The sequence below is a fragment of the Archangium violaceum genome, from assembly GCF_016887565.1.
In the GTDB taxonomy this organism is placed as follows: Bacteria; Myxococcota; Myxococcia; order Myxococcales; family Myxococcaceae; genus Archangium; species Archangium violaceum_B.
Genome location: NZ_CP069396.1, coordinates 3,223,227 through 3,250,011, shown reverse-complemented (window position 1 = coordinate 3,250,011; position 26,785 = coordinate 3,223,227). Strand labels below are relative to the sequence as shown.

At 69.9% G+C, this 26,785-nt stretch carries 24 protein-coding genes and 1 pseudogene; 13 read left to right on the top strand and 12 right to left on the bottom strand.

The genetic code is table 11. The features are described 5' to 3' along the window. Positions 1-65 precede the first annotated feature (65 nt). Positions 66-1,625 carry a DUF4403 family protein gene (locus JRI60_RS13540; RefSeq protein WP_204226262.1) on the top strand — a complete coding sequence of 520 codons (1,560 nt, stop codon included), beginning with the start codon at positions 66-68 and terminating at the stop codon, positions 1,623-1,625. A 94-nt stretch (positions 1,626-1,719) separates the two neighbouring features. Here the strand turns inward: JRI60_RS13540 and JRI60_RS13535 are convergent, their stop codons facing one another. After that, complete coding sequence (locus JRI60_RS13535; RefSeq protein ID WP_204226261.1) at positions 1,720-2,862, bottom strand: cystathionine gamma-synthase; 1,143 nt, start codon at positions 2,860-2,862, stop codon at positions 1,720-1,722. A 134-nt stretch (positions 2,863-2,996) separates the two neighbouring features. Between JRI60_RS13535 and JRI60_RS13530 the strand changes: the two genes are divergently transcribed. After that, positions 2,997-3,992, top strand: a complete 996-nt coding sequence (locus tag JRI60_RS13530) for a class I SAM-dependent methyltransferase (protein ID WP_204226260.1) — start codon at positions 2,997-2,999, stop codon at positions 3,990-3,992. A 9-nt stretch (positions 3,993-4,001) separates the two neighbouring features. Here the strand turns inward: JRI60_RS13530 and JRI60_RS54475 are convergent, their stop codons facing one another. Then, positions 4,002-4,838 (bottom strand): DUF7107 domain-containing protein, encoded by an 837-nt coding sequence (locus JRI60_RS54475; RefSeq protein WP_204226259.1) that lies wholly within the window; start codon positions 4,836-4,838, stop codon positions 4,002-4,004. Positions 4,839-5,050: 212 nt separating this feature from the next. On the opposite strand from JRI60_RS54475, the gene JRI60_RS13520 reads away from it, so the two are divergent. From JRI60_RS13520 to JRI60_RS13510, 3 genes are all read left to right on the top strand, one after another. Next, entirely contained in the window at positions 5,051-5,797 is a 747-nt protein-coding gene (locus JRI60_RS13520; RefSeq protein WP_239470496.1) for an RNA polymerase sigma factor, read from the top strand. Further along, positions 5,784-7,199, top strand: coding sequence for a FecR domain-containing protein (locus JRI60_RS13515; RefSeq protein ID WP_204226258.1), 1,416 nt, complete (start codon positions 5,784-5,786; stop codon positions 7,197-7,199). The genes JRI60_RS13520 and JRI60_RS13515 overlap by 14 nt, the downstream gene beginning before the upstream one ends. Positions 7,200-7,294: 95 nt before the next feature. Further along, a complete protein-coding gene (locus JRI60_RS13510; protein ID WP_204226257.1) occupies positions 7,295-8,014 on the top strand; it encodes a hypothetical protein in 720 nt (239 codons plus the stop codon). An 18-nt stretch (positions 8,015-8,032) separates the two neighbouring features. On the opposite strand, the gene JRI60_RS13505 is transcribed toward JRI60_RS13510, so the two are convergent. Genes JRI60_RS13505 through JRI60_RS13495 form a run of 3 tightly spaced genes read right to left on the bottom strand, consistent with a single transcriptional unit; the run spans position 8,033 to position 9,847 of the window. After that, the gene (locus tag JRI60_RS13505; protein WP_204226256.1) at positions 8,033-8,575 is read right to left on the bottom strand and encodes an FxsA family protein; all 543 of its coding nucleotides are present in this window, start codon (positions 8,573-8,575) and stop codon (positions 8,033-8,035) included. Between the two features lie 9 nt (positions 8,576-8,584). Beyond that, positions 8,585-9,289, bottom strand: coding sequence for a DUF1499 domain-containing protein (locus JRI60_RS13500; protein ID WP_204226255.1), 705 nt, complete (start codon positions 9,287-9,289; stop codon positions 8,585-8,587). Positions 9,290-9,331: 42 nt separating this feature from the next. Then, complete coding sequence (locus JRI60_RS13495; RefSeq protein ID WP_239470495.1) at positions 9,332-9,847, bottom strand: hypothetical protein; 516 nt, start codon at positions 9,845-9,847, stop codon at positions 9,332-9,334. A 28-nt stretch (positions 9,848-9,875) separates the two neighbouring features. Between JRI60_RS13495 and JRI60_RS13490 the strand changes: the two genes are divergently transcribed. From JRI60_RS13490 to JRI60_RS13465, 6 genes are read left to right on the top strand one after another with little or no spacing between them, the layout of a single operon-like run. Beyond that, positions 9,876-11,168: a class I SAM-dependent rRNA methyltransferase gene (locus JRI60_RS13490; protein ID WP_204226254.1), complete on the top strand. Its 1,293-nt coding sequence runs from the start codon at positions 9,876-9,878 to the stop codon at positions 11,166-11,168. 1 nt (position 11,169) lies between these two features. Continuing rightward, the gene (locus JRI60_RS13485; protein ID WP_204226253.1) at positions 11,170-11,655 is read left to right on the top strand and encodes a YkgJ family cysteine cluster protein; all 486 of its coding nucleotides are present in this window, start codon (positions 11,170-11,172) and stop codon (positions 11,653-11,655) included. Between the two features lie 2 nt (positions 11,656-11,657). Next, a complete protein-coding gene (locus JRI60_RS13480; RefSeq protein WP_204226252.1) occupies positions 11,658-12,773 on the top strand; it encodes a glycerate kinase in 1,116 nt (371 codons plus the stop codon). Then, entirely contained in the window at positions 12,770-13,057 is a 288-nt protein-coding gene (locus JRI60_RS13475) for a hypothetical protein (protein ID WP_204226251.1), read from the top strand. Before JRI60_RS13480 ends, JRI60_RS13475 begins: the two co-directional genes overlap by 4 nt. Positions 13,058-13,109: 52 nt before the next feature. Then, positions 13,110-14,432 (top strand): hypothetical protein, encoded by a 1,323-nt coding sequence (locus JRI60_RS13470; RefSeq protein ID WP_204226250.1) that lies wholly within the window; start codon positions 13,110-13,112, stop codon positions 14,430-14,432. 25 nt (positions 14,433-14,457) lie between these two features. Further along, positions 14,458-14,637, top strand: coding sequence for a hypothetical protein (locus tag JRI60_RS13465; RefSeq protein ID WP_204226249.1), 180 nt, complete (start codon positions 14,458-14,460; stop codon positions 14,635-14,637). A 22-nt stretch (positions 14,638-14,659) separates the two neighbouring features. Here the strand turns inward: JRI60_RS13465 and JRI60_RS13460 are convergent, their stop codons facing one another. The 3 genes from JRI60_RS13460 to JRI60_RS13450 form a co-directional block, all read right to left on the bottom strand. Then, complete coding sequence (locus JRI60_RS13460; RefSeq protein ID WP_204226248.1) at positions 14,660-15,577, bottom strand: hypothetical protein; 918 nt, start codon at positions 15,575-15,577, stop codon at positions 14,660-14,662. 3 nt (positions 15,578-15,580) lie between these two features. Then, positions 15,581-18,235: a TonB family protein gene (locus JRI60_RS13455; protein ID WP_204226247.1), complete on the bottom strand. Its 2,655-nt coding sequence runs from the start codon at positions 18,233-18,235 to the stop codon at positions 15,581-15,583. Between the two features lie 87 nt (positions 18,236-18,322). Beyond that, entirely contained in the window at positions 18,323-19,129 is an 807-nt protein-coding gene (locus JRI60_RS13450; RefSeq protein ID WP_204226246.1) for a methylase, read from the bottom strand. Between the two features lie 28 nt (positions 19,130-19,157). On the opposite strand from JRI60_RS13450, the gene JRI60_RS13445 reads away from it, so the two are divergent. Next, complete coding sequence (locus JRI60_RS13445) at positions 19,158-19,970, top strand: AraC family transcriptional regulator (RefSeq protein WP_204226245.1); 813 nt, start codon at positions 19,158-19,160, stop codon at positions 19,968-19,970. A gap of 10 nt (positions 19,971-19,980) precedes the next feature. Beyond that, entirely contained in the window at positions 19,981-21,042 is a 1,062-nt protein-coding gene (locus JRI60_RS13440) for a C45 family autoproteolytic acyltransferase/hydolase (protein ID WP_204226244.1), read from the top strand. Positions 21,043-21,048: 6 nt separating this feature from the next. Here JRI60_RS13440 and JRI60_RS13435 read toward each other — a convergent pair whose 3' ends face one another. The 4 genes and pseudogenes from JRI60_RS13435 to JRI60_RS13420 all read right to left on the bottom strand — a co-directional run bounded on the left by JRI60_RS13435 (position 21,049) and on the right by JRI60_RS13420 (position 26,776). Further along, complete coding sequence (locus JRI60_RS13435; protein WP_204226243.1) at positions 21,049-21,501, bottom strand: hemerythrin domain-containing protein; 453 nt, start codon at positions 21,499-21,501, stop codon at positions 21,049-21,051. A gap of 169 nt (positions 21,502-21,670) precedes the next feature. Beyond that, the gene (locus tag JRI60_RS13430; RefSeq protein ID WP_239470494.1) at positions 21,671-22,288 is read right to left on the bottom strand and encodes a hypothetical protein; all 618 of its coding nucleotides are present in this window, start codon (positions 22,286-22,288) and stop codon (positions 21,671-21,673) included. Positions 22,289-22,295: 7 nt separating this feature from the next. Then, positions 22,296-23,937 (bottom strand): annotated as a pseudogene (sitA5, locus tag JRI60_RS13425) (SitA5 family polymorphic toxin). Positions 23,938-23,995: 58 nt separating this feature from the next. Then, positions 23,996-26,776, bottom strand: a complete 2,781-nt coding sequence (locus JRI60_RS13420) for a PKD domain-containing protein (RefSeq protein ID WP_204226242.1) — start codon at positions 26,774-26,776, stop codon at positions 23,996-23,998. Positions 26,777-26,785 lie beyond the last annotated feature (9 nt).

Genomic DNA, 26,785 nt, shown 5'->3' with positions numbered 1-26,785 from the left:
GGTAGGCGGGCCCAGGTAGCGGAGAATGGCCGCCACCGCCGCCCCCCTGGGCGGCTCCGTCTCCCATGTCTCTCTCGCGCCTCCGCTCTCTTCCCGCGCTCCTCGCGTCCCTGGCCCTCCTGTCCTGCGCCGGTTCTCGCATCGAGAAGCAGAACCTCCAGCCGCCACCTCCCGCCGCCAACGGTGGCCGCCCGGTGTCGGATCCGCCGCCCTCGCGCATCGTCATCCACGCCACCATCTTCCGCGAGGCCCTCGTCAAGAAGATGGCCGAGAGCCTGCCTCGCTCGGGCGAGGGCGATGCCCAGCTCTTCGCCGGACAGTCCGTCCACTACACCTGGCAGCGAGAGCCGGTGACGCTCAAGTTCGATCGCGGCCGCGTCGTGGTGGGCGTCAACGTGCTCGGCCGCTTCAACATGCTCGGCGAGCGGGAGCTCCCCATCGCCATCACCATCGCCGGCGAGCCCGTCATGACCGCGGACTTCAAGGCGCTCCTGCAGTCCACCGACGTGCAGGTGGTGGCCTCCGGGCCCGTGGACTCCGTCAACCGCGCCCTCGAGGCCAAGCTGCGCGGCCTCATCGCCCAGACGCTCGAGGACTTCCGCTTCGACGTGCGCCCCCTGGTGGCCAATGCCTTCTCCCGCCTCGCCCGCCCCATCGAGATTCCCGTGGGCGACCAGGTGGCTTGCGCCGAGCTGAAGGTGACCAACCTCGAGGCCTCTCCCACCGTGCTCGCCGACGGCATGGAGAAGGACCTCGGCATCGTCGTGCTCCCCTCGGTGACGCTGCCCTGCACCCCGGTGGCCAGCCTCGCCGGCCCTACGTCCAACGACGGGGGCACGGGACTCGATGGTGGCCCCCAGACCGCCAGCACCCAGTTCGCCAGCTACACCCCCGGTGCCTCGGGCACGGATGGTGGCGTGCCCCAGGTGGACGGTGGCGCGAAGTACGCCACCTATGCCGTTGGCCCCACGAGCAATGACGGGGGCACGGGCCTGGACTCGGGCACTCCGGCCACGCAGGTGGCCATGCCCCTGCTGCAGAACGTCTCCACCCTGCCCTCCGGCCCCTTCAAGGTGATCATCCCCGTCGCCGCTCGCTACGAGGAGCTGTCCAAGGCGCTCGAGTCCTCCATGAACGGACGCCTCCACTTCTCCTCGTCCCACCCCGAGCTCTACATGGAGAAGCCCCAGGTCTACCCATCCGATGACACGGTGGTCATCAAGATGAACCTGGGGGGCAGCGCCAGGGTGGGCGACTACTCCGTGCCGGTGGGCGGGGAGATCTTCTTCGCCGGCCATCCCCATGTCATCGACAACCAGCTCTCCGTCCCGGACCTGGAGATCACCCCGGGCACCGCCAGCGAGCTGGTGAAGCTCAAGTTCGCCCTGGACTACCAGTCCATCCGCGAGCAGGCCCGGCAGGCACTCCGGGTCGACGTCTCCGAGCGCCTGGCCGCGGTGAAGGACAAGATGTCCACCGAGCTGTCCTTCTCCGAGGACCTGGGCTGCGTGCGCGGCCAGGTGCTGCGCTCCGAAGTGACGGGCGTCTATCCGCACCCGAGCTTCCTGCGCATCTACGTGCAGGTGGACGCGCAGGTCGGGCTCTACCTCCCCTGCAAGAAGTAACGCGAAGGGCCTCCTGCTCCACGGTGTGGAACAAGAGGCCCTCGGGCGGGATGACCCTCACCCTGGCCCTCTCCCAGAGGGAGAGGGGATGACGTCAGGCCACGTCGAGCGCGTTCTTCAGATCATCCACCAGGTCCTGCGCGTCCTCGATTCCCACCGACAGACGGATGAGCCCATCCGAAATGCCCAGCAGCTCGCGCGTCTCCTTCGGCACCGACGCGTGCGTCATGATGGCCGGGTGCTCGATGAGCGACTCGACTCCACCGAGCGACTCGGCGCAGGCGAAGATCTTCACCGTCTTGAGGAACTTGCGCGCCGACTCCAGGCCGCCCTTGATGTCGAAGGTCATCATGCCGCCGAAGCCCTTCATCTGCTTGCGCGCCAGCGCGTGCTGCGGATGGCTCTCCAGGCCCGGGTAGGTGACCTTGTTCACCTTGGGGTGCGAGGAGAGGTACTGCGCCACCTTCATCGCGTTCTGCGCGTGGCGCTCCATGCGCACGCCCAGCGTCTTCACGCCACGCAGCACCAGGAAGCTGTCCATCGCGCCCGGCACTCCGCCCACCGCGTTCTGAAGGAAGTACATCTTCTCCGCCAGCTCGTCCCGGCTCGTGCAGGCGAAGCCACCCACCACGTCGCTGTGCCCGTTGAGGTACTTGGTCGTCGAGTGCGTCACCACGTCGAAGCCCAGGTCCAACGGACGCTGGAAGTACGGCGTCATGAAGGTGTTGTCACACACCGACAGCAGGCCCCGCTTCTTCGCCGTCTCCGCGATGCGCCCCAGGTCGATGAGCTTGAGCATCGGGTTGGTCGGCGACTCCACCCAGACCATCTTCGTCTTCGGGGTGATGGCCTTCTCGAAGTTGTCCGGATTGGACAGGTCCACCCAGGAGAAGCTCACCCCGTGGCGCTTGAAGACCTTGTCGAAGATGCGGAAGGTGCCGCCGTACACGTCATCCGACACGACGACGTGGTCCCCGGCCTCCAGCATGTGCATCAGCATGTCCGTGGCGGCCAGGCCCGAGGCGAAGGCCAGACCATGCTTCGCCCCCTCGAGGGCCGCCAGGCAGTCCTGGAGCGCCTTGCGGGTGGGGTTCTGCGTCCGGCTGTACTCGTAGCCCTTGTGCTCCCCGGGGCCCGCCTGGACGTAGGTGGAGGTCAGGTAGACCGGCGTCATGATGGCGCCGGTGGTGGGGTCCGGCTCCTGGCCGGCGTGGATGGCGAGGGTGTCGAAGCGCATGGCCTGGGGCCTATCACACTCCCCTTCCCCTCGGGAGTGGTGGCCGGTCCCCACCGCGTGTCCAGAACGCTTGCCGGAGGGCGGGGAGTCGGGGAAGAGGGGGCCGCGGTTGTACGGGAGAGGACAGGGCAGCCATGACGACAGCGGACCAGGGCTCCGGAGCGGCGGTGGGGATGTTCGAGAACCGCCTGCGCAAGAACGCACGGCACTTGCGCAAGTGGGCGAAGGCGCGCGGGCTCACCGCCTTCCGCATGTACGACCGGGACATCCCCGAGTACCCCTACGCGGTGGACCTCTACGGCGACCGGGTGCACCTGGTGGAGTACCCGCGCCGGCAGGCCTTGAAGAAGGCCGGCGGCCTGGAGGAGCAGCGGGCGGAGGTGCTCGCGGCGGTGGCGGCCGTCCTGGAGGTGTCCCCGGAGCACGTCCACGTGAAGACGCACCTGCCCCAGCCCTGGGGCCGCTCGCAGTACGGCCGGGTAGGCCAGGGCAGCGAGCGTCTCGTGGTGGAGGAGCAGGGGCTGAAGTTCCAGGTCAACCTCGGGGACTACCTGGACACCGGCCTCTTCATGGACCACCGGCTGACGCGCGCCCGCGTGCGCGAGGAGGCCCGGGGCAAGAGCTTCCTCAACCTCTTCTGCTACACGGGCGCCTTCACCGTGTACGCCGCCGCGGGCGGGGCCTCGCGCACCCTCAGCGTGGACCTGTCCAACACCTACCTCGACTGGGCCGAGGAGAACCTCGCGCTCAACGGGCTGTCGGACGCGCGCCACACCCTGCTGCGCGCCGATGCCCTCGCCTGGGTACTAGCCGAGAGCAAGGCGCCCCAGGAGCGGTTCGACCTCGTCGTGTGCGATCCGCCCTCCTTCTCCACCTCGAAGAAGATGCAGGGCACCTTCAACGTGCAGCGCGACCATGTGCGGCTGCTGGAGGGCATCCGAGAGCTGATGACTCCCGGCGGTGTCCTCTACTTCTCCACCAACTTCCTGGGCTTCGAGCTGAAGGACTCCGCCATCCGCGACTACGAGGGGGTGGAGGAGCTCACGCCCGGCTCCATCCCCGAGGACTTCCAGCGCAAGGAGATCCACCGCTGCTGGCGCATGGTGGCTCCTCGCGCCGGACGCCGCTGAGCCACCGCGTCAGATGCGGCAGAGGCCCTCGACGCAGCGCTCACCCGAGGGGCAGTCGCAGTTGGCCTGGCAGGCCTTGCCACTGCCCGGGTTGTCCGCCGGCGTGCAGTAGCCGATCTTGCACACGCTGCCGGAGGCGCACTGGGTGCTGGAGGTGCAGGGCGGGCGGCAGGTGCCATCCACGCAATCGTTGCCGGCGGTGCACTGCGAGGCGTTGGTGCACGAGTCCGTCGGGCGCGGGCGGCACAGGCCGCTCGAGCACATCTGCGTGGAGGAGCACTCCGTGTCGGAGGTGCAGCCACGGACGCAGGCGTTGTTGATGCAGTAGCTGCCCGAGCCGCAGTCACTGTTGCGCACGCAGCTGCCCGGCGTGCCCGCGTCGAGTGGGGGAGGCGGCGGAGTGCCCGCGTCGACCGGAGGAGGCGGCGGGCAGGTGGTGCCAGCGTCCGGCGGCGGCTTCGTCCCACCATCCGGCGGCTTCGTCCCGCCGTCCGTGGAGGAGCCCGGCTTCACGCGGCAGTAGTACCCATCGCAGTAGTAACCGGTGGCGCATTCCGCATCGCGCGAGCACCTGTGGTTGCACACCCCGTTGACGCAGAGGTCCCCGGTGCCGCAGTCCTTGGAGGTGGTACAGGACGTCGAGCCCACGGGGACGTCCTGACACGTCCCGCGCATGCAGTACTGGTTGGAGTGACAGTCGGACGAGTCGACACAGGCGTGGTAGTCGTCCTCGCACCAGTCTCCGTGGTCACGGTAGTCGCTGATGATGCATCCGGAGACGAGGCCCGCCAGGAGCGCGAGCAGGGGGGGCAACAGGGAGGATTTGCGGGGGAGAGCGTTCTGCATGAGGGTCTCCGTCGAGACGGCCGGCCACCGGCCCGGGGTTCGAGGCGCTTTGACGCCGGGGCCCGGAGAATTGATCAAAGAATTTCTCGGGACCCCTGTCCGTCGGCTCTCGCGACTCCTTCTGGACGACCGGGCCCCCACTTTGTCGTTCACCGAGAATTCTTTTTGATCAATTCGTGTCGCTACGGCGACTCAGGGCACGGAGAGGTAACGTGCTCACCCGAACCATCCACATGTCCGCGGCGGATTTCCTCGGAGGGGACTTCGCCCGGCTCTCGTTCCAGGGGGAGCACCCGGTGACGACGCACGGAGCACGCCCGGTGGAGACGCCGCTGGGCTCCGCCTTGCGTGTGGACGGGCCCTCCACCCCCGCGCTCCCCGCGGACGAGGCCCAGCTCCTGGCGCTCGTGCGGCGCGTGCGGGACGGAGACCTCACCGCCTTCGACCGGCTCTACCAGCTCACCCGGGCCGACGCGGCCCGGACCCTGCGCCACCTGGTGGGCAACCGCACCGAGCTGGAGGACCTCCTCCAGGAGACCTACCTGCGGCTGCTCACCGCGATGAAGGGCTTCCGGGGCGAATCACGCTTCCGCACCTTCTTCTACCGCGTGTGCGCCAATGTGGCCCTGTCACACTTGAGGTGGAAGCGGCGCCGGCCGGAGGATCCGTTCGCGGAGCCGCCCGAGTCCGCGTGTCCGGGGGAGGACCCGGAACGAGTGGCGGCCCGGCGCCAGGCGGCCCGGCTGGTGGAGACGGCGCTGGAGCGGCTCAAGCCCAAGAAGCGCATCGTCTTCGTCTATTACGAGCTGTGCGGCATGAGCCCGGACGAGATCGCCCTGGCCGTGGGAAGCTCGCCCAACACCGTGCGCAGCCGGTTGCACCACGCGCGACTGGAGTTCAACGAGGCCATGCAGCGACTGCTCCACACCCGCGCCGGAGGCCCGCATGGCTCGCCATGAGAGGGAGGCACTCTGGGCGCTGGCCTCGGGAGAGCTGGATACGGAGGCGCGCGTCCGGGTGGAGGCGCACGTGGCCGGGTGCGACGAGTGCGCCCAGCGGCTCTCGGAGGTACGAGAGACGCGCGCCCTGCTGCGGGTGGCGAGGGACGAGGCGCCCCCGGTGCGCTGGGTGGAGGCGGATGAGCGAGTCCTGACGATGGCCGCCCGGCGCTTCGCCCGGCTCGAGAGCAAGCCCCGCTGGCCGTGGATGGTGGCCGCGATGGGCGTCTGCGCCGCGGTGCTGCTGGCACTGCTGGTACCGCGACCCGACACGGCGATGCGTGTACCCGAGGAGACGGTGGTGGCCCGGCAGGTCGAAGCCCCCTCCCCCACCGCGCAGGTGGAGGGCGAGTCGGGCGCGTGGGCCCGCGACGCGGAGGGGACGGAGCAGACGCTCCAGAAGGACTCGGGCCTGCGGGCGGGCACCACGGTGAGGACGCCCGACCGGGGTATCGCCCGGCTGAGGCTGCCCGATGCGAGCCACATGCAGGTCTCGCCCGACTCGGAGGTGGTGCTGACCCGCGTCGCGGCGGACGACGTGCACCTGCGGGTGGTGCGGGGGCGCGTCTCGGTACAGGCCTCGCACGCCGAGCGGCGCGGCTTCCTCGTGGAGGCGAAGGGCCTGCGCGTCTTCGTGGTGGGCACCGTCTTCACCGTGGAGAACACGCCCCAGGGGCCCGCCGTCTCCGTGCTGGAGGGCAAGGTGCGCGTCGAGGCCGAGGGTCGCTCGCCCCAGTTCGCCACCGCGGGCCAGCGCGTGGAGCTGCACTCCGGCGAGCACGCGTGGAGGAACCGGCCGCTGTCGGCCCAGGACCGGAAGGCCTTCGAGGCACTGGGAGTCCGGGTGAAGGCCGCGAGCACCTCCAGGCACACGCCGGCTCCCGCCGCGCCTCCGCCCCAGGTGGCCCAGACGCTGCCCGAGACGGCTCCGCCCTCGCCCGAAGTGGCTCAGGCGCCCGTGCCGGACACGAAACCCGCGCTCGGCCAGGAGCCCCAGCCCGACGCGGTGGATGACGCGCCGCCCACGCCCGTGGAGTCCGAGCCACCGGTGGCGATGAACACGCTCGCGCCCGAGGAGGAGTGGCAGCGCTTCCCGGCACCGCGCGAGGTGGAGGAGCGCTTCCTCGCACACGCTCGCGCGGAGGTGGTCACCCGCACCTGCGAGAGCTACCTGGTGGGACTGGGGGAGATCGCCGAGCAGAGCCACGTGCGCCCGTTCCGCGAGGAGGCACGCTACCTGCGAGCGCAGTGCTACGAGGTTCGCTTCCAACGCAAAGAGGCCACGATCGAGTACCTCCGCTATCTGCGCGAGTACCCCTGGGGCCGGTGGGCCGCGCATGCGCGTGCCGCGCTCCTGCGGTAGGCAGGCCTCCACTGAAGTCGACTGCCTTCAACGTAGTGATTCATGCCACATTCGAGGGAGTCGACTCCCTCGACTGCGTGGCTTAGACCTGGACCATGCTCTCCGCTCTCACCGTGCTCGCCCTGCTGCTCGCGGCGGATGGGGCCCAGGACAAGAAGGAGTCCCCCAAGGCCTCCCCCACCGAGGTCACCGCGCTCGCGGTGGACGTGGACTTCGTCTGCCGCACCCGCGCCACCCAGAGCCTCATCCTCACCCCCAAGGCCCAGGTGCAGCTGGAGGTGCCCGACAGCTGTCCCGACGCCGGAGCCGACTGGCGCCTTTCCGTCGATTGTGACGCCAAGGGCTGCTCGGGCTACGTCCGCACCAAGGAGGGCGCCATCGCCCTCATTCAGGGCACCCGGCAACAGCTCACCGTCAAGCCCCTCGCCGAGAAGCACCCGCCCACCCTGAACTCCCTCGTCGTGCGCATCACCGGCCAGCACACGTTGAAGGTGGAGACTCCCGAGGAGCACCAGCCCCCCGTCCAGCTCCTCCTCCAGCTCCCCACCGTCACCGGCGTCTACACTCTCGCGCCCTCGGAGCCAGCCGCGGCCCTGGACTTCGAGTACCAGGGCAAGCGCATCACCCTCCGGGCCCAGGCATCCAGGACCGACTCCACGCACGTCCACCTCAAGCTCTGGAACGCCCGGAACGAGCCCCTCCTGGACGAGACGCTCGAGATGAATAAGCCCCGCGAGCTCGACTGCAAGCGTCTGGAAGGCATCTGCCAGGGCACCATGAAGCTCCTGGTGCGCGAATACCAGCGCGTCCTCTGACGGACCGGCGGCGCCCGGCTACCCGCGCCCGGGCCCGTCCTCCTCGGAGAACTCGGCATCCACCTCGTCCACGGGCCGGCGCTCCCCGCGCGACCAGGAGGAGGAACCCCGGGCCGAGGGCTCCTCCGGGGGAGGCGCTCCGAACGGGCCTCCCATGAACGGACCCGACTGGAACGAGGTGAAGCGCACCGCGCCCGAGGCCATGCCGCGCTCGAGCTTCCGGCGCACCACCGAGGCCACCACCTTGCGCGTCGGAGGAAACAGCAGCAGGAGGCCCACCACGTCGGTGAGCACGCCCGGCGCCACCAGCAGCACCGAGCCCACCAGGACGAGCAGCCCGCTCACCAGTCCCTCCTCGGGCATGCGGCCCTGGGCGAGCGACTGCTGCCAGCGGCGGAACACACGCAGGCCCTCCCTCTTGGCCAGGAAGGCGCCAACCAGGCCCGTGACGAGCACCCCGCCCACCGTGGGCCAGAAGCCGACCTCCCGGCCGATGGCCAGCAGGAGGTACAGCTCGATGAACGGAATCAGCGTGAACGCGAGCAGGAGGTACTTGAACACCTGTCCAACCTAATGCGCCGAGCCCGCCAGCGCTTCGAGGAACTCATGGATGCGCGCGGCGTTCGCCCCCAGGTCGCCCCGCCCCGCCCTCGACTTCGAGCGCATGTCCACCCGCGTCCCCCCGCCCTCCTCCGGCCGCACCCGCACCACGAAGTCATCCCGCAGGCGGAAGACACGGGACTCGGCCACGCCCTCGAAGGTGCGCGCCCGGGCGTCCACGTTCGTCACCGTCCACCCGGAGTGCGCCCGCGCCAGCGCGACGGCCCGCTCGAAGACCGCGTCCGGGGGCTCGGCCAGCTTGCGCGACTTCAGGTCCGGGTAGAACTTCTCCACGACGATCTTGAACTCCTCCGGGTAGCCCAGGTCCTTCCCGGCGTTCTCCGGCAGCGTCCGAGCGTGGGTGAACGCGGGCACGTCCTTCAGGTCCGTGCTGATGTCGTTGATGGGAGGCTTGCCCCCACCCGCGAAGGCCGGTGTCAGCACCACCACCAGCGTGAGGATTCCGAGCGCCATCGCCGTGAAGCCGGGAGCCACCCTGCCCCGGACCACGGAGATGATGCTGGCCACGATGCCCACCAGACCCACCAGCGCCGCGCTCGCGAACACGAGCATGGCCTGGAACCCGGGCAGCACCCCGAGGAAGCCCAGCAGTGGACCGAGCACCAACAGCAGCACCGCGACGAGCGAGATGCGCAACGACCAGGAGCGAAACATGCGCGAGGCATGCGTCACCCGCGCTCCGAAATCCAGCCTTTTTCAGCCCCAGAGCTGGCCGTTCATCCAGTCGATCAGCAGGTACAACAGGAAGAAGAAGCCGAGCACCCCGAGGAAGAACTTCGTCGTCGGCTGGAAGCCCTCGCGCTCGGAGGTGGCGCTGATGGGCATGGCCGAGGCCAGCCCGAGCATCTCCCCCGCGTAGCGCGCGGTGCGCTCGAACTGGTCCGCCACCGTCCCGTCATCGTGTGCCGTCAGCGCCTGTCCCAACTGCGGGTCGAAGAAGCGGACCTCGGCCTCCCTGGCCAGCTCCGCCACCCGGGACACCACCTCGCGGATGAGGTCCGTCCGGTCCGACAGCGGCACACGCACCTCGGTGGCCACCCACTGTCCCCCCTCGCGTAGGGGATGGACCTCCACCAGGCCATGCTCCAGCATCCAGGCGCGCCCACCGCCCGGCAGCTCTTTCGCCCCCCGGGCTTCCAGGAGGGCCTCCACCCGGGCGCTGTCGAAAGGCGTCCCGGGGACCATGGATTGAAGGAGCAGGTCGTATCTCACACGGGTTGGAGTATACGCCCGAGAAGCCATGCCCAAGCCAACCCCAGGACCCCGTCACGACCGCCGCCCCGGAGCCCCCGCCGGCCGCAACAAGCGCCCCCAGCACCGCCCCGAGGTGGTCGCCCCGGATCGGACCTCTCCGGAGATCGGCCCGGATGGGCTGCCCCAGGTCCAGCTCATCCGCCGGGGCGTCGACCGCTGGCAGGCCGGCCACCCGTGGATCTACCGCGCCGATCTCAACGGCGACCCCGCCCTCCAGGGTGGCGAGGTGGTGCGCGTCATGGACGCCCGCGGCTGGTTCCTGGGCAAGGCCTTCTACTCGAAGCAGTCCAAGATCTCCCTGCGCTGGCTCTCCTACGAGGACGTGGCGGTGGACACGGACTTCTTCCGCCAGCGCCTGGCCCTCGCGGATGCGATGCGCCGCCGCGCCCTGCCCGGAGAGACCACCTACCGCGTGGTGCACGGCGAGGCGGACCTGCTGCCCGGCCTCGTGGTGGACCGCTACGGCGACTGCCTGAGCGTACAGTTCCTCATCCCCGCCACCGAGCAGCGCAAGCAGCTCATCGTCGACCTGCTGGTGGAGCTGTTCAAGCCGCGCGCCATCATCAACCGCTCGGACGTGGGCGTGCGCTTGCTGGAGGGCCTGCCCCAGGAGAAGGGCGTGCTGTACGGCACGGCGCCCGGCCCGGTGGCCTATGACGAGGGCCTGGTGCGCGTGCGCGCGGACCTGATGGAGGGCCAGAAGACGGGCGCCTTCCTGGACCAGCGGGAGAACCACGTGGTGGCGTCCCAGTACGCCTTCGGCGAGGCGCTGGACTGCTTCTCGTACGTGGGAGGCTTCGCGCTTCAGCTCGCCACGCGCGCCAAGAGCGTCACCGCGGTCGAGATCTCGGACCAGGCGGCGGCGCAGCTGCGCGAGAACGCGGCCTCCAACAAGCTCACCAACGTGGAGGTGGTGGTGGCCAACGCCTTCGACTTCCTGCGCGACGCGGTGGACGAGGGCCGGAAGTTCGACACCATCGTGTTGGATCCGCCCTCGTTCGCGAAGAACAAGGACGCCATCGAGGGCGCGCTGCGCGGGTACAAGGAGATCAACCTGCGCGCCATGCAGCTCTTGCGGCCGGGCGGCTACCTCATCTCCGCGAGCTGCACGTACCACATCGACGAGCAGGGCTTCGAGGACATGCTGGCCTCGGCGGCGGCGGACGCGAAGCGGCGGGTGCAGATCATCGAGAAGCGCGGCGCGGGCAAGGACCACCCGGTGCTGCTGAACCTGCGCGAGACGCGCTACCTCAAGTGCTTCGTGCTCCGCGTGCTGTGACATGCGCCACCAGGACTGGGACGACGACAGCGACGAGGCCCCCTCGGCCCCGGATGCGCGCGAGGAGGCGCGGGCCCTCCAGGAGCTGCGCGCCATCTACCGTCAGGCGGACGCGGCGTACGCGCCCTTCTCGTGCCCGGCCAGCGGCGAGTGCTGCCAGCTCGCGAAGACGAAGCGCCAGCCCTGGCTCTGGGCCCCCGAGTGGCTGCTGCTGGCGCGCCACCATCCGCTGCCGCCCCCGAGGGAGGACGGCGGCTGTCCCTACCTGGATGCCTCGGGGAAGCGCTGCTCCGTGTACGCGGACAGGCCCTTCGGCTGCCGCACCTTCTTCTGCGAGCGCATCCGGGGCCCGGCGCGTCAGCCCTCGGACACCGTGAGCGCCCTGCTGATTCGACTGGAGCGTGTCTCCGAGCGCATCATGCCGTCACTGAAAAGCCCTCGACCCATCCTCGAGTGGCACGCGGAGGCAGTCGACCGCGAGGAGTGACCATGAAGGCGAGTCGCTGGCTCGTCGCGCCCCAGGAGTACAAGGGGACCCTCACCGCCGCCGAGGCCGCCGCCGCCCTCGCCGAGGGGCTGCGCCAGGGAGCCCCCGGGGTGGAGCTGGACGTGGCACCGCTCGCGGATGGTGGGCCGGGCACGGTGGACGCACTGCTCACGGGCGTGGGCGGCGAGCGGGTGACGCGCACCGTCCAGGGGCCCCTCGGCACGCCCGTGCGAGCCACCTACGGACTGTTGGACTCGGGGCGCACGGCGGTCATCGAGATGGCCGCGGCCTCCGGGCTGTCCCTGCTCGCGCCGGGAGAAAGGGACCCCCGGCGCGCCTCCACCTCCGGCACCGGCGAGCTGATGCGCGCGGCGCTGGACGGGGGCTGCGAACGGCTCATCCTCGGGCTCGGGGGCAGCGCCACCAATGATGGCGGCACGGGGGCGCTCGCCGCGCTCGGGTTCCGGTTCCTCGACGCGCACGGTGCGCCCCTTCCTCCGGGTGGCGCCGCGTTGAAGCGGCTCGCGCGGGTGGAGACGGATGGGCGGTATCCGCGGCTGGCCCAGGTGGAGCTGCTGGTGGCCACGGATGTCACCGCGCCGCTGCTGGGTCCGGATGGGGCCTCCCATCTCTTCGGACCCCAGAAGGGCGCGGACGCGGTGGCCGTGGCCGAGCTGGAGTCCGCCCTGGCCCACCTCGCCGAAGTCGTCTCCCCCGGGCTCGCCCACCTTCCCGGCGCGGGCGCCGCGGGGGGCTTCGGCTACGGGCTCGCGGCCCTCGCCGGAGGCAAGCTCGTCTCCGGGTATGGCCTGGTGGCCCGGACACTCCGGCTGCCCGAGCGGCTCGCCGCCGCGGAGGCCGTGCTCACCGGAGAGGGACGCTTCGACCGGCAGACAGCGCTCGGCAAGGGCCCGGGTGCGCTGGCCAGGGAGGCGCGAGCGCTCGGCAAGCGCACGGTGATGTTCGCGGGCATCGTCGCGCCCGATGTCGACGCGAGCACCTCGCCCTTCGACGCGGTGGTCGAGGTGTCCGCGATTGCTCCGTCAGGTGTCTCCCATGCCGAGGCACTGCGTGACGCTGGTAGACTCTGGGCCTCTCGACAAGGAGCGCGCACATGAACTTCCACCTGCGCCTGTGGGCCCTGATGCTCAGCGTCGTCCTGGCGGGCATCGGCTGCGGCAGCGGTGCCCTGGGTGGTGCCGTCTGGGGACTCGCCATGGCCGGCGTCTCGCGAGCCCAGGGCGGCTGCTACGCCTCCTGCTACCCCGGCACGACCTGCAACCGGAAGACGGGTTACTGCGATCCGCTTCCCTGCCGCGGCGAGTGCCTCCCCCACGAGCAGTGCGTGGAAGAGGGGCTGAGCAGCCGCTGCGTCGCGGGCCGTCAGCCCATGCCCAGGTAACGCGGCCCCCTGCCCTTGCGGCCCGGCGAGCCCCCTCTCCACAATGCCGGACATGACGGGTTCGGGAGCAACGACGAGCAGGACCTGGACGATCCTCGTCCTCGTGGCGATTCCCTTGCTCCTGCTGCCGGTGGGCGTGTTCTGGAGCATGGCTCGGCAGACCCACAAGGCTGGGGACGAAGTGGTCGCGGAAGCCCGAGCCCTCACGGCCCAGCGCCGGATCCGGCCCTCGCACGTGGACGCTCCCACTCCCGGCACGTTCGCCCAGGCCATCGAGCCGCTGGTGCCGGAGCTCCTGCGTCTCCAGGAGGGAGAGCCGACGCCGGGAGAGCCCGTGAGCGAGGCGTGCCAGGACGTTCGTGAGGGGAAGCAGCCCCTCACGAAGCTGCCCCACGAGTGCCGCGAGATGCTCGAGCGTGGCCGCCCGTTGATGCGACGCGCGCTGCTGGCCTCTCGAACCGAGGAGGCGGGTCTGCCCGAGGGCCTCCAGGCGCTCAGCGATCCCAACCATCCTCACGCCAACGGTCAGCTGGCGCTCCATTCCGTCCTCAAGCTGGCGGCGCTCGAGATGCGGTTCCAGCTCCAGGAGGGACGGGCCGACACGGCCCTGGAGACCTGTCTCGATGGACTCGGGCTGGCGCGAGACATGGCGCACGGAGGAGGAGTGATCGGGGCGATGTTCTCCGTGTCCGGGTACGGAACGTTGTTCCAGCCCTGTGCCGATGCGCTCCACCTCGCCTCGCCAACGGGCAAGGGGAAGGCCGCCGTGGCGCTGCGACGCATCCGGGAGGGACTGAGTCCGCTCTCGCTGGCCCTGCGCGAGGAGCGCGTCTTCGGAGCCCTGTGCACATTCGGCCTGTTGCTCGACCGTGAGCAGCTCGACGCCCTTCCACCCGGAGCGCGGAGCATCCCATCGCTGGGCACGCACTACATGTTCTACCCGGGAAGCGCTCTTCCTCTCTGGGGGCCCTTTCTCAGGCGCCACGCGGGGCTCGAGCTCATGCGAGTCGCGGCCCGGTCCATATCGCTCGCTGATCTGCCCGCCTCCGCACGAAGCTCCCGGCTCGAGGGCCTGGGCAAGTCCTTCGAGCGCTCGTGGAATCCCATCCTCCGGGAGAGTGCTCCGGACTACGAGAACTTCGCCGCCCGGGTGGACCGCCAGCGGGCCCAGGTGGACCTGCTGCTCGCCATGGCACTGGTGGAGACACACCGGGCGGAGCGCGGCACCTGGCCCCCGGCGCTCCCACCGCTCTACCCCGAGCACGAGGTCCTGCTACCCACGGCCCTGAAGCTCCAACCGGACGAGGACGGCAAGCTGCTCCTCACCCCGGAGGACGCGAGTCTCCAGGAGCTCGCGCTGACGGTGGCCCCCTGAGCACCCGGGGCCCCGGCCCGGCGCCATGACCGCCACCGACACCCGCGACCTGCCCGATCGCGAAGGAAGCCTCATCCCCTCCCAATGGGTGCAGGCCTCGGCACTCGCGGAGCTGGGGGACCGCTTCGCCACGGTGGTGCAGGACTCCGGGGACCTTCCGGGCGCGCGTTGCGCGAACTGGTCTGACAGTCAGACCAGTTGCTGAAAACCGCGCCCGGACCCCGGGCTCACGGCGTGTACTTCACCGAGCGCGTCACCCAGGACATGCCGCCGCGCCCATCACGCGCCGTCACCCAGAAGCGCACCTCCTGGGCCTGCGCGTCCCGTGGCGGCGTCCACTCCACGCGGTGCTTCCCCTCCCCTCCGCCGAGGTCCGCCCCCCCCGTCACTCCGGGCGAGATGCTGCCCAGCGTGCTGTGCCAGGTCAGCTCCCACGACTCCTGGAGCTGCACCGGTTTCAGCTCGAAGGAGGGCACCACGTAGGACTCCTGCAGTGAGGAGAAGTCCTGCGACTCCAGCAGGAAGGGGCCCGGACCGTTCAGCTCGCGCGGCAACTCCTCCGCCCAGGGCACGCCCTCCAGCAGCAGGCCCGGCAGATCCGGTTGCACGTTGGGCTTCATCTCCGGGAAGAAGCGGCAGCCGTACACCATGATCTTCTGCGCGTACACCTGCTCGTCGCCACCGCGCACCCAGAGCACCAGCGGCATGCGCACGCCGCCAAGGCCCCTGTACGTGTCCTTCTCGAGGACTCGCTGCGCGAGGAAGGTGCCGTCCGGCAGCCGCGCCGCCCCCGGTCCCGGGAACAGGTTGATGACCAGCTCGCCGGCCTTGGTGACACCCCGCGCCAGCTCCACGCGGTCCTCACGGCACGTCTCGTCGCTCAGCGAGGCGCAAGCCCACAGGGTGTAGTCGAGATCGCGTCCATCGCCCGCGGGATCGGGAATGAGCGCGGTGAGGCGCACGGGGCTCACGAGCGTGTCGACGAGCACCGCGGGGTCGGTGGAACACGTGTCGGCGTACAGCTCCGGCGGGTCCGTGCGCATGCCGAGCACGCGCAGGTCCTTCACCTTCGAGGCATTGTCCTCGGGTCCCACGCAGGCGGCGCAGAGCAGCAGGCCCAGGAGGGCGGGCAGGATGTGGCGCATGACTCAGAAGCTCCCCTTGACGCCGACGACCGGGAGGATCGGGATGCCAGGCACCTCGAAGAGCTCGCGGTAGCGGTAGTCGTAGAAGGTCGCCTCCACGTTGGAGGCGTTGTAGACGTTCTGCACGTCGACGTAGGCGGACAGCGTCCAGCTCTGGAAGAGCCAGCTCCGCTCCAGCCTCAAGTCCAGCTGGTGGAAGGGCTGGAAGCGGATGGAGTTCTCCGTGCCGAAGGTGCCGTAGAAGCGGTTGCGGTCCACGCTGTAGACGTCGAAGGTGTGCTGCAGCGGCGTGGTGGGCCGGCCGGTGACGTAGCGCATGCGCGCGCCCAGCTCGAAGTTGGCCGGCAGCCGGTAGCTGGCCACCGCGGTGAGGATGTGCGTCTGATCCCACGTGGTCAGCTCGTAGCCGTCGCCCCCCGCGCGCCGCTGCTCGGAGCGGTTGAACGTGTAGGCCAGCCAGCCGAAGAAGTCGCGCGTCACCGCGTGCCGCAGCATCACCTCCACGCCATACGCGCGCCCCAGACCCAGGTTGGAGTACTGGTAGCGCGTCAGCGTGCCATCCTCGTTCCGCACCGTGGCACCCGGGGAGACGACCAGGTCGTAGCGCCGGTTGTAGTAGCCGGTGACGTCCACGCTGAGGATGTCGGTGAGCTGCTGCTCCACGCCCAGGCTCGTCTGGAAGGCGCGCTCGTGGGTGAGGGCCGGGTTGCCCAGCGGCGCCGGCTCCAGGTTGAAGGCCTGCGGCGGCTGGCTGTACAGACCCAGGCTGCCCTTGAGGGCCGTCTTCTCCGACGCCTTGAAGTTCACCCACAGCCGCGGGTCATAGACGAAGCGCTCCTGCCCGTAGATGCGGGCATAGGTGGCGCGCACGCCCGGCGTCAGCGTCACCGGTCCGGCCTCGATGTCCAGCTCGCCGTAGAGCGCGCCATCGAAGGCGTTGACCACCCGCTTGATGTTCTGCACTTCCGCCTTGGGCTCGGCACCGGGGAAGGACGGGTACTGGACGCCTCCGACGACCGGGAGCGTGCCCTCGGCCACCGTGTGCTCGAACCGGGCGTCGGCGCCAGCACGAGCGGTAAGCCAGGGCAGCAGCTCCAGCGACAGGTCCTCGCGCCCGCCAATCGACCAGACGTTCGCGTCGAGCTTCGTCTCGCCGAAGCCCAGGCCGGCCAGGTCGTAGCCCGCGTACGGGGTGAAGACGGAGGTGAAGCCGCCGAGGCGGTACGTCCAATCACCCTTGACCCGGTGGAACAGGGTGCGCGCGTCCACGGTGACGTCACGGTTGCGGCCGCCGCCCGTGGCCACCACGCTCAGCAGGTCGTCCGAGCCGAAGGCCATCACGTAGCCGGTGCTGCGGCCACCCGGAACGGGCTCGGCGTTCCTCGCACCGAAGTCCACGCGCACCTGGTAGTCCCAGTAGCGCGGCAGCACGAGCAGCGTGCCCCCCTCGGGGTCCTCGGGCAGCACCACGGGCAGCAGCACGTCCACGTACGAGCGGCGCGCCGCGGCGGCCACCGAGATGCCGGGAGCGACGGGCGCCTCCACGAAGAAGCCCGAGTCCAGCAGGTCGATCTTCACCGAGCCGTGCAGCGTGTCCTTGGCGCCCTTGCGCGTGGCCACGTCCACGATGCCGCCCACCGCCCGGCCGTAGCGCGAGCCGAAGCCGCCCGGGAAGAAGTCCACCTTGTCGATGAAGTCCGCGTTGAGCACCGAGGGCCCACCGCCCAGGTGGTAGAGCAGCGGCACCTGCACGCCATCGAAGAAGGTGAGCGTCTGGTCCGGCGCCGCGCCGCGCACGATGAGCTGTCCCAGGACGAAGGGCGCGCGCGCCACGCCGGGCAGGTTCTGCAGCACGCGGATGGGGTCACCGAAGGTCCCGGGCACCTTCTGCAGCTCCTGGCGCTCCAGGGTGCGGCGCACCACCTCCTTCTTCTCGCGCGCGCCGCGCACCACCGTCTCGTAGCCCGGGGCCTTGGGCAGCAGGTAGTAGATGACCTGGAGCTTCTCGTCCGCGGCGAGCGTCTCCTTCGTCGTGAAGAGGTGGAAGTCGTTGGCCACCACGCGCACGTCACAGGTGCCGGGCGTCACCTTCAGGGTGAACTGGCCCTCCTCGTCCGAGAGCGCCTCGGGCGCCTCCGGGTCGTCACCGCAGCGCACCGTGGCCCCGCCCACGCGCGAGCGGCTGCCACGCGCCAGCAGCTGGCCCGTGAGCGTGGACTGCGCCGGGGGCGGAGGCGGCGCGCTCTCCTCTACCTTCGGCGGCTGGAGGACGAAGTTGTAGACGTATTGAATTTGAATCGGCGCCGGCACGCCGTCGACCTCGGCCGGGGAGAACTGGAACTGCCGCACCGCCGCGAGCGCCGCCTCGTCGAAGCCCTCGCCCACCGGCGTCGTCACCTGCGCGTCGGACACCTGGCCCTTCTCGTCGATGGTGATGAGCATCTCCACCGACGCCGCCTTGCCCGCCTTCGCGGCCTCGGGCGGATAGACGGCCTCCACGAAGTGGAGGAGCTCGGGTGCCTTCGTCAGCACCGGAGTATGGACACCGCCATCCACCTCCTCCCTGCGCGCACCCTCGTAGGCCTGGGCCCACGCGTTCACGGAAGACAGGGAGAGGACGGCGAGCAACAACCAGGGGAAGGAGCGGGTTGGGGCCACGATGGCGGGCATTTAAGGGGGTCCTTACCGTCTGGACAAATCACAATCCTACTGGTGTTCGTACCGAATACGGTTGCCTACCTGCTCTTACCGGAAGACGCCCCCGGGCGGCCTCCAGAGCAGGAAGCCCTCGTCGAGCAGCCACGGCTCGGTCGTGACACCTTCGACACGCGAGGCCAGCCGGAGAACGGAGTGACGGAAGGCCTCGGGGGGCTCCTCGTGTCCCGCCTCGCGCGCCTCCTGCCACGCCGCCGTCCAGTCGGCGAAGAAGGTGTGGATGGGCTCTCCGGGTTTCACCCGGCGGCGAAAATCCCTGGGCAGCCAGTCACGGAAGAGCACGGGCGCGAAGCCCCGGCTGAAGTCGGTGTGGAACAGCAGGGCCTCGCGCGAGAGGCCCTCCGGGACGCGCCGGAGCAGATGCGCCACCAACACCGCCCCCGGCGTGTCCGTGCTGCCCTCGACGAGCAGCCCGCCCTCGAGCAGCGCCTCGCCCAGCTTCTGGTGGATGCCGGGCACCTCCTCGGGGCGGTAGCCGCGCAGCAGGTTCATGGCGCGGATGAGGCGAACGGTCTCCCCGGAACGCAGGGGCAGCTCGAAGCCCCCCTCCCGGAAGTCGGTGAGCGCGTCGGCATGGGGGCGGGCGGACTCCACCCGTTGGGGCTCCAGCTCCACGCCCACCACCGGGAGCCCCGGATTGAGTTCGCGGAAGGCCCGGGCGCTCTCGAGCGTGGTCCACGGATGCTCGCCGAAACCGAGGTCCACGAAGGCGGCTCGCGCCCACGCGCCCTCGTCACGGGCCAGCAGCTCACGCTCGCGGTGGATCAGGAATACATCGAGCGCCCGCAGGCGCTGATGCGTCGTCCTTCCTCGTGTCTTCCTGTCCAGGGAGGTCATGGCCCGCTCCGGGCACTATATTCTGGCCATGCCCGCCACGACCCAGCCGATCCGGTGGACAGAGCAGGTGTCCGCCCCCGCCTCCTTGGCCGAGCGGGTGGAGTTCATGTTGTGGGTGCCGCCCGATGCCTCCATCACGTGGGAGCACGAGGTCGTCCCGGACGCCAACGCGGACCTGCTCCTGGAGCTGTCGGACGAGCGCTGCCGGGCCGTCCTCTATGGTCCGCTGACGCGCACCATCCATGTCCCGACGCGGGCCCATCATGGCTACCTGGTGGTGCACTTCCACCCGGGGGCGATGCCCCGGCTCGTGGATGCCAGCCCCTCGGAGCTGGTCAACGAGGCCGTGGAGCTGCGGACGCTGGGAGGAGTCTCGCTCGACGCCATGGGGGAGCGGCTGCTGGCCGCCGGCTCGCTGGAGCGGATGAGCGAAGTGCTCGTTCCGCTGCTGGAGCGGGTCTCCTACCCTCCGGGTGACAGCTTCGACCGGGCCCTGCGCCGCATGGCCGTGCGGTCGGAGCCCCTGCGTCCGGGCGCGCTGGCGGACGAGCTCCACCTCAGCACGCGCACGCTGCAACGGGCCTTCAAGGAGCGCGTGGGCTTCTCGCCGCGCATGTACACCCGCATCGCGCGGCTCCAGGAGGCCCTCTGCGTGCTGCGTGCCAGCCCCGGCTGCTCCCTCTCCGAGGTGGCGCATCGCATCGGCTACGCCGACCACGCGCACATGACGCGGGAGTTCCGCGAGCTGACGGGCCGGACGCCGAGCCACTTCCGCCCGCCGGCCCGAGCAGTGCCCACGCGTGTCGCATCCGTTCAAGCGCGGGGAGCTTCTCCCTCGTAGCTTGCGCTCCATGACGACGCTTCGAGTCATCGAGTGCGGAGGGACTCCGCGACAGATTGGCCAGCAGTGGGGCGAGGCGAGCCGGGAGAGCCTGCGCGCCTCGGCCGAGTACCTCTTCCAGGCCCTGGCCATGGGACCCTTGAAGGCGCCTCGCGAGGACGTTGTGCGGACGGCGCTGAAGCTGGAGGCCAACGTGCGCGCCTTCGATCCGGGGGCCCTCGAGCTCATCCAGGGGCAAGCCGAGGGCGCGGGCCTGCCGTACCTGGACGCCTTCGTGCTCCAGTGCATGCTGGAGCTGGCCATCAACTACGCCCAGGTGGGGGCCATGTGCACCTCGCTGGCCGTCACCGGCGAGGCGACCGCCGACGGGCAGGCGATCATCGGACAGACGATCGACTGGAACCCGGACGCCACGGTGGAGCTGCTCCGCATCCGCCACACGGATGGACGCGAGCAGCTCTCACTGTGCCTGTCCGGCTCGCCGTACTACCACCTCAACAGTGACGGGGTGGGCAACTGCGCCAACCTCACGCTCGTCGCGCCGAAGCCATGCCCCTCGCTGGTGCCGCTGAGCGTGTACGTGCCGAAGGCCATGCGCCAACCGAGCCTCTCGGCGGCACTGGAGGTGCTCGTCACGGCGGCGCGGGGAATCGGCTACTACCACCTCGCGGACGCACACGGGCGCGTGGTGGGCATCGAGAGCACGTACGACGACCACGTGCTGCTCCAGCCGGAGCGCGGAGTGCTCGTCCACGCCAACCACTACCAGTCCGAGCGCTTCCGCGAGCAGGACATCACCCGTCAGTTCGTTCCCTGCACGCTCAAGCGCAAGGACCGCATCGCGGAGCGGGTGGCCGCCGAGCACGGGCGGCTCACGCCCGAGTCGGTGATGCGCCTGCTCGGCGACCACGGCACGCCCGACGGCCGCATCTGCATGCACGACACGCCGGCCGCTCCGGGAACGATGCCGATGGAGACCAAGGCCACGGTGGTGATGGCACCCGCGCGCCGCACGATGTGGGTGGCCGTGGGGCCCGCGTGCCGCGAGCCCTTCACCGAGGTCCGCCTCTGAAAGGGCTCAGGAGACTTGCGACGGCTGGGTCCGGACCGGTGTCAGCAGGAAGGGCCGCATGCCGAAGAGGGCCGCCTCCTCGTGCTCCATGTCGAGGATGACCGCCTGGGTCATCGCCTCGATGAACTCCCCGAGCCGCCGCGTGGACTGGACACTGTCCACGCGCGTGTCGAAGGAGGCGAGCATCTGGCGCTGATGGGCGTGGTTGTGGTGGAGCTCCGAGAGATGCTCGGCGGAGGGGGCATGACCCTCGCGGGCGAGCTCTTCGAGGATCCGCTCCTCGTCGGCCATGTGGCGCAGGAGCTCGGTGGAGAGCTGGTGGGCGCCCTGGCGAAGCACCGTCTCGCAAGAAGCATCCCCCTCGGCCACCTTCCGGGCCACGTCCCCGAGGTTCACCAGCAACGCACGGAGGATGTGGTGCTGCGCGAGGATCTCGTACTTGAGTTCACGGACCTTCATGGGCGCTCCCCGGGCACCGCCGTGCCCCGGTGTCTGGGTACTGATTCGACACCAGAGCAGTGCAAGGGATGGACCGGGACGCGGCCCCTCCGAGACGCCACGCACGGCCCTCACGGGCACGCAGATTTTGCACCTCCCCGCGTGCACCCCGACAGGGCTTGCGCGGCGCTCAGTACACGATGAAGTCGAACCGCTCGATCGCCACCTTGAGCTCCTCCGGTGTTGTGTTCATCCGCTTCGCCACGGAAGGAGCGTGCCACGTCACTCCAGTGGTGGAGCGCGGCTCACTCGCCAGGTCGGCCACGACGACCTCCCCGAAGTGACCCGGCCACGTCACGCGGTGCAGCTCGGCGGCCCATCGAAGCGGATCCACGATGGTGAAGCATGGCCAGACGGGAAGGCGCAGGGTGCGCACGTCGCATCCGTGAAAGCGGCAACCGTCGAGTTGGGCCTCGGAGAAGTCACAGTCCTCCACCGCCCCCTGCTCCCATCCTTCCGTGTATCCGTACCACGGGCCGAAGTCGCAGCTCGTATATCGGCCCTTGAAACGGCACCCCTTCAAGGCCACCTTCGTCCAGGCCTTCGCTCCCAACTGCCGTTTCACCTGGATGGTGCAGTCGATGAGTCGTGAGGACGAGAGGCACAAAGAGCGTCCCCCCACGCCCAGAATCAGGGTGCAGCGCCGCAGCGTCAGGTCTGGGCCGAGCCAGTAGAGAGCTTTCGTGTCCGTCAGCTCCAGCCGCTCGCCCTCCATCTCCCGCTCTTCGTAGTGGATGTTGGGAGTCACGTGTCGCTCAGAAGAAGATCATACGAAAGAAGGTGCTCGACATCCGCCGTCCATGCCGCAGGAAGTTGGACTCTGTCCCCGATAGGAGCTCGTAGTGGTAACCCAGCCCCGGCTGGCCGGTGACATCGACTCCCCGCTCATTCCACTTCAATCCTTTGAACCGGTCGATCAATCGATCCTCGATCCATTGCCCGCGAGCCCGCGCCTCCAACAGGTCCGCCGCGCGCTTATCACCCCTCCGTAGGAATTCGTTGCGGGCTTCCCTCACTCCACGCGTGAAATGCTCCGGGCCCCACTTTGCCGCAAACTCGTTGGCAGCCGACTGGAGCTCGTCACCAAGCGGGTCCGACGTGGGAATATCGGCCACCGACTTGTCGCGTGGCAGGTGCCATCGCTGCCCATTGTCGAGCACCACCTGCCGGACCACCGCGGTGGCGGTAGACCTCCGTTGCCCTGGGCCGACCTGGAGTAGGAGCCGCGTGCGCCGCGCTGTTGCGGTTCATCATCGCCCCGGCGAGCGAGGCCTCTGGAGGAACGACAACCGCGAGCACCCCCTCCGAGGCCACCACCACCTGCACCCTCTCCATCTGCATCAGCACCCACCCGCCAACGCCCTGCCCCTCCAACTGCAACCGCGCCAGGCTGTAGCCCGGCAGCGAGCGAACCAACCCCGCCACCTCGGTCACCGTTCGCCCCGTCAGCGCCGTCACCGCCAGAATCAGTGCGCGAGCTGCGTCCGCCCCCAGTACCTTGGCGAAGCCATCCCCGGCCGTGCGCAGATCCTCGAATGTGCTGGCGCGGTGGGCCTGTGTCGCCATGAGAACCCAGCCGTCCATCAGCCCCCAGACCGTGTCCACGCCCAGCCAAGCCACCAGCAGCACCGTGAGGGCCGTCGCCGCGCCCTTCGTCATGACCGGCTCGGGCACCAGCCACAGCGACAGGTAGAGCCCCACCGTCCACATGAGCGAGGCCATCACCGCCCGAGGACTCAGCTCGCGACCCAGGGCCGCGAACGTTTCATCGAGCACCGAGCCAAAGGCCAGCGCCAGGGTCAGAGTTCTCCTGTCGTCAGCGCGCAGGTACGGCCCGTCCTCGAAGAGGCCGAGACAGTCCCCGCCACCACGGACTAGACACCACTGCTCATATCTCGCCCGGAGCGCGGCCTCAGCCACCGGCGTCAGAGGTACCGGACCCGACTGCCGCACCGGCACCAGAGAGTAGAGTTCGCCTCGATGGGACTCTCCCTCCCAGTCCCCCGTCATCGCCACATGCTCGACCTCACGCAACGCCTCGCCGTGGGCCAGTTCGAGCAACTCCCGCGCCGCTTCCTTCGGCGTCCCGTTGAAGCGGAGGTCCCTCGTGAGCCGCTCCACGTTTCGCTGGAACTCTGCCTTGCTGATGGGCACCAGCCTGGTGCGCACCGTCCCAACCTCGACGATGTACACCTCGTGGATGACGGCATCACCGAGTCCGGGCTCCGAGTGCCTCCCCCTGGGCGCGTACGCGCACGCCGCGTGGAGAAAGAGAACGACGAGCCCGAGGGCCTTCACGGCCGCCCGCCGGGGCGGGCTCCGCGAACCCTCCCGTCGAGACCCGACCTGCGTGCTGACGCCCTCCCCCGCCCCAAGACTCCGGTACTCCTTGGGCATGACAGCGGCCTTTCCCCAAGTGAAACAACCCTGAAGGATAGGCCCGCATGCCCCCAACTCAATAGAGGATGAGCTTGCCCGAGCGGAAGAAGCACACCCGCGTTTCGCCCTCGGCATCCACGTCCGCGTCGATGCGAGCGCTGTCCATGGCGCTCAGGTTGGCCGTGCGCACCCAGTACCCCTCCGGCCCACGGCGCACCACCTCGAGCAGCCCGCTATGAGCGAGCGCCAGGCGCGGCCCACCATTCGCATCCACGGCCAGGGCCGCCTGCTGGAGGGTGAACTCCTCCACCGGCGAGTGGCGCGAGGTGCTTCCTGAGAGCGGCACCTCCGGGGTGAGTTGGAGGAGCCCGGCGCTGGAGAGGAGCAGCAGGTCCGAGCCACTCCATGCGGAGGTCGCCACCAGTCCTCCACTGAATCCATTGGAGAGGCTGAGGTTGTCCAGGCCACCACCCGGCCTGTAGGAGCCCAGAAAGTATTCGCCGTAGTAGCTGTAACCGAAGGGGAAGAAGACGGTGCCATCCGAGGAGATGACCGCGTCTCCCTGCAGGAACTGGTGCTGGCTGGCGATGTACGAGACGGGATTACCGGCCCACGTATTGGGCCCGGTGCGCCAGGCCACCGCCACCCTCCCCTGCTGGTACCCCGAGCTGTCCTTGATGAAGGAGTCGAAGACGACCGTGGGGCGGTTGGCCCGCGCCGGGTCCAGCACGATGGACACGTTGCCGATGCCGTTGGCCGGAGCGGACGTGAGGTTGATGCGCTCGCGCACCCAGGCTCCCGTGCCGCCGCGTGTGGCGTACCAGAGCGTGGGCTGGCCCTGCTGCGTCATCCAATAGGCCAGGTGCGGCGTGCCGTCGGCGGCCACCGCCATGGCCATGTACGTGCTGACCAATCCCCCGACTCCCATTCCCAGCCCCTCCACCTGCTCCATGCTCCACGTGGAGCCGGTGAGCGTGCCGTACCAGATGGACGGGTGCGTCTCCGCGCGGAAGAGCAGGTGCAGCACATCGCCACGCGCCGACAGCTGGCACACCGAGCCATAACGTTCCGAGCCCTCGGCCAGCACCGCCGGCCGGCGCACATACGGCGTGACGGTGACGGTGCGAGAAGTGGTCCCGGTGAGCCCGTCGTTGTCCGTCACGGTGAGCGTCACGGTGTACGTGCCCGCGGCCGCGAAGGTGTGCCGCACCTGCGCGGCGGTGCCCTCCACGATGGGAGATCCATCCTGGAAGTCGAAGCGGTAGCGTTGGAGGGTGCCATCCGGGTCGCTGGAGCTGGAGGCGTCGAAGGTGAGCTCCTGGCGCGCCTCGGCCTGCTCGGGGCCGGTGAGCCGCGCCAACGGGGCGAGCTTCACCGGGGAGGGATCGATGGTCACCAGGATGCTCGCGCTCGCCACCCGGCCCCCCGAGTCCAGCGCCGTCAGTGAAAGCTGGTGCCGGCCCACTCGCAGCGACGCCACATCCAGGGACGCGCCGACGCCCAGCTCATTGTCCAGGCTGGAGCGCCAGGTGAGCCGATTCCCGGTGAGCTGACCGTCCTCGACGTCCTCGGCGGAGCCGCGCAGGGACACCGTCTGGCCGGCGGTGTAGCGCGAGCCGTCCGCGGGCGAGGAGATCCGCACCGTCGGCGCGGCGTTCCGGGGCAGCACCTCCACCTGGATGCGCGCCGCGGCACTCGTGCTGCTCGAGTCCGTGGCGGTGAGCCGCACCTCGTGCTTCCCCCGAGAGAGGCTCGACACGGAGAGCGACTCGCCGGTCCCCAGCTCGCCGTCGAGGCTCGACGTCCACCTCAGCGCGGAACCGATGAGCCGCCCCTCCTCCGCGTCCGTGGCCGAACCGGCCAGCGTGAGCGCGGTGCCCTCGAAGAGCGTGTACCCGTCCGAGGGTTGGGTGATGAGCACCACGGGAGCGGTGGTGCCCGGGCGCGAGACGGTGACGAGCACCGAGGCCCCCTCGCTGGCGCCGCCCGAGTCGGTGGCGGTGAGGGTCAGGGTGTGGACGCCGCTCGCCAGGGTGACGGAGGAGAGCTTGCGCCCGGTGCCCAGCGGACCCGCGAGGCTGGAGGTCCACGCGAGAGCGCTGTCCGCGAGCGGACCGTCCTCCGGGTCGGTGGCACTGCCCTCGAGGGTGATGGGCAGGCCCTCGGTGAGCCGGGAGCCCTCGGTGGGCGAGGTGATGGTCACGGAGGGCTTCAGGTTCGTCCCAGCGGGGACGACGGTGAGGGAGAGGGAGGCGTAACCGGAGATTCCATACGCATCCACCGCCGTCAGCAGGATGCGGTGCGTGCCGAGCGCCGCGTTGCCGAGGGTGACCTGCGTTCCGGTGCCGATGACTCCGTTCCGGTCGGAGGTCCAGGTGAGGGAAGCACCACCCAGTGCGCCGTCCTCGGGGTCGGTGGCGCGCCCGCGCAGGGTGATGGGGGCCCCCTCGGGGACGAGCACTCCGTCTCGCGGAGACTCGATGGAGACGGCCGGCGGACGGTTGTCGCCCGAGACCGTGACGGACACCTGGGCGCGAGCCGTCTGACCGTGGGAGTCGGCGACGTCCAGGGAGAGCCGGTGCGTGCCGCGTGTCAGCGTGACGCGCAGCGGGCTTCCCGAGCCCAGCTCCCCATCGACGCTGGAGGACCAGCGCAGGGAGGCGTCACGGAGCGGGCCGTCCTCGGCGTCGCTGGCCTCGCCCTCCAGGGTGAGGGTACCCCCCGAGAGGGAAGCCCCGTCCTGGGGCGAGAGGATATGTACGGTGGGGGCGGCGTCCGGAGGAGGCGACGGCGGACTGTCCTTGGGACAGCCCACCAGCACCACGAGCGCGAGGCCCAGCAGAAGGCGCGGGAGCATGCTCGGCAC

Bases quoted from the DNA above. Each gene is read 5' to 3' on its own strand.
- JRI60_RS13540 (WP_204226262.1), top strand. From the start codon at position 66: ATGTCTCTCTCGCGCCTCCGCTCTCTTCCCGCGCTCCTCGCGTCCCTG.
- JRI60_RS13535 (WP_204226261.1), bottom strand. From the start codon at position 2,862: ATGCGCTTCGACACCCTCGCCATCCACGCCGGCCAGGAGCCGGACCCC.
- JRI60_RS13530 (WP_204226260.1), top strand. From the start codon at position 2,997: ATGACGACAGCGGACCAGGGCTCCGGAGCGGCGGTGGGGATGTTCGAG.
- JRI60_RS54475 (WP_204226259.1), bottom strand. From the start codon at position 4,838: ATGCAGAACGCTCTCCCCCGCAAATCCTCCCTGTTGCCCCCCCTGCTC.
- JRI60_RS13515 (WP_204226258.1), top strand. From the start codon at position 5,784: ATGGCTCGCCATGAGAGGGAGGCACTCTGGGCGCTGGCCTCGGGAGAG.
- JRI60_RS13510 (WP_204226257.1), top strand. From the start codon at position 7,295: ATGCTCTCCGCTCTCACCGTGCTCGCCCTGCTGCTCGCGGCGGATGGG.
- JRI60_RS13500 (WP_204226255.1), bottom strand. From the start codon at position 9,289: ATGTTTCGCTCCTGGTCGTTGCGCATCTCGCTCGTCGCGGTGCTGCTG.
- JRI60_RS13490 (WP_204226254.1), top strand. From the start codon at position 9,876: ATGCCCAAGCCAACCCCAGGACCCCGTCACGACCGCCGCCCCGGAGCC.
- JRI60_RS13485 (WP_204226253.1), top strand. From the start codon at position 11,170: ATGCGCCACCAGGACTGGGACGACGACAGCGACGAGGCCCCCTCGGCC.
- JRI60_RS13480 (WP_204226252.1), top strand. From the start codon at position 11,658: ATGAAGGCGAGTCGCTGGCTCGTCGCGCCCCAGGAGTACAAGGGGACC.
- JRI60_RS13475 (WP_204226251.1), top strand. From the start codon at position 12,770: ATGAACTTCCACCTGCGCCTGTGGGCCCTGATGCTCAGCGTCGTCCTG.
- JRI60_RS13470 (WP_204226250.1), top strand. From the start codon at position 13,110: ATGACGGGTTCGGGAGCAACGACGAGCAGGACCTGGACGATCCTCGTC.
- JRI60_RS13465 (WP_204226249.1), top strand. From the start codon at position 14,458: ATGACCGCCACCGACACCCGCGACCTGCCCGATCGCGAAGGAAGCCTC.
- JRI60_RS13460 (WP_204226248.1), bottom strand. From the start codon at position 15,577: ATGCGCCACATCCTGCCCGCCCTCCTGGGCCTGCTGCTCTGCGCCGCC.
- JRI60_RS13450 (WP_204226246.1), bottom strand. From the start codon at position 19,129: ATGACCTCCCTGGACAGGAAGACACGAGGAAGGACGACGCATCAGCGC.
- JRI60_RS13445 (WP_204226245.1), top strand. From the start codon at position 19,158: ATGCCCGCCACGACCCAGCCGATCCGGTGGACAGAGCAGGTGTCCGCC.
- JRI60_RS13440 (WP_204226244.1), top strand. From the start codon at position 19,981: ATGACGACGCTTCGAGTCATCGAGTGCGGAGGGACTCCGCGACAGATT.
- JRI60_RS13435 (WP_204226243.1), bottom strand. From the start codon at position 21,501: ATGAAGGTCCGTGAACTCAAGTACGAGATCCTCGCGCAGCACCACATC.
- JRI60_RS13420 (WP_204226242.1), bottom strand. From the start codon at position 26,776: ATGCTCCCGCGCCTTCTGCTGGGCCTCGCGCTCGTGGTGCTGGTGGGC.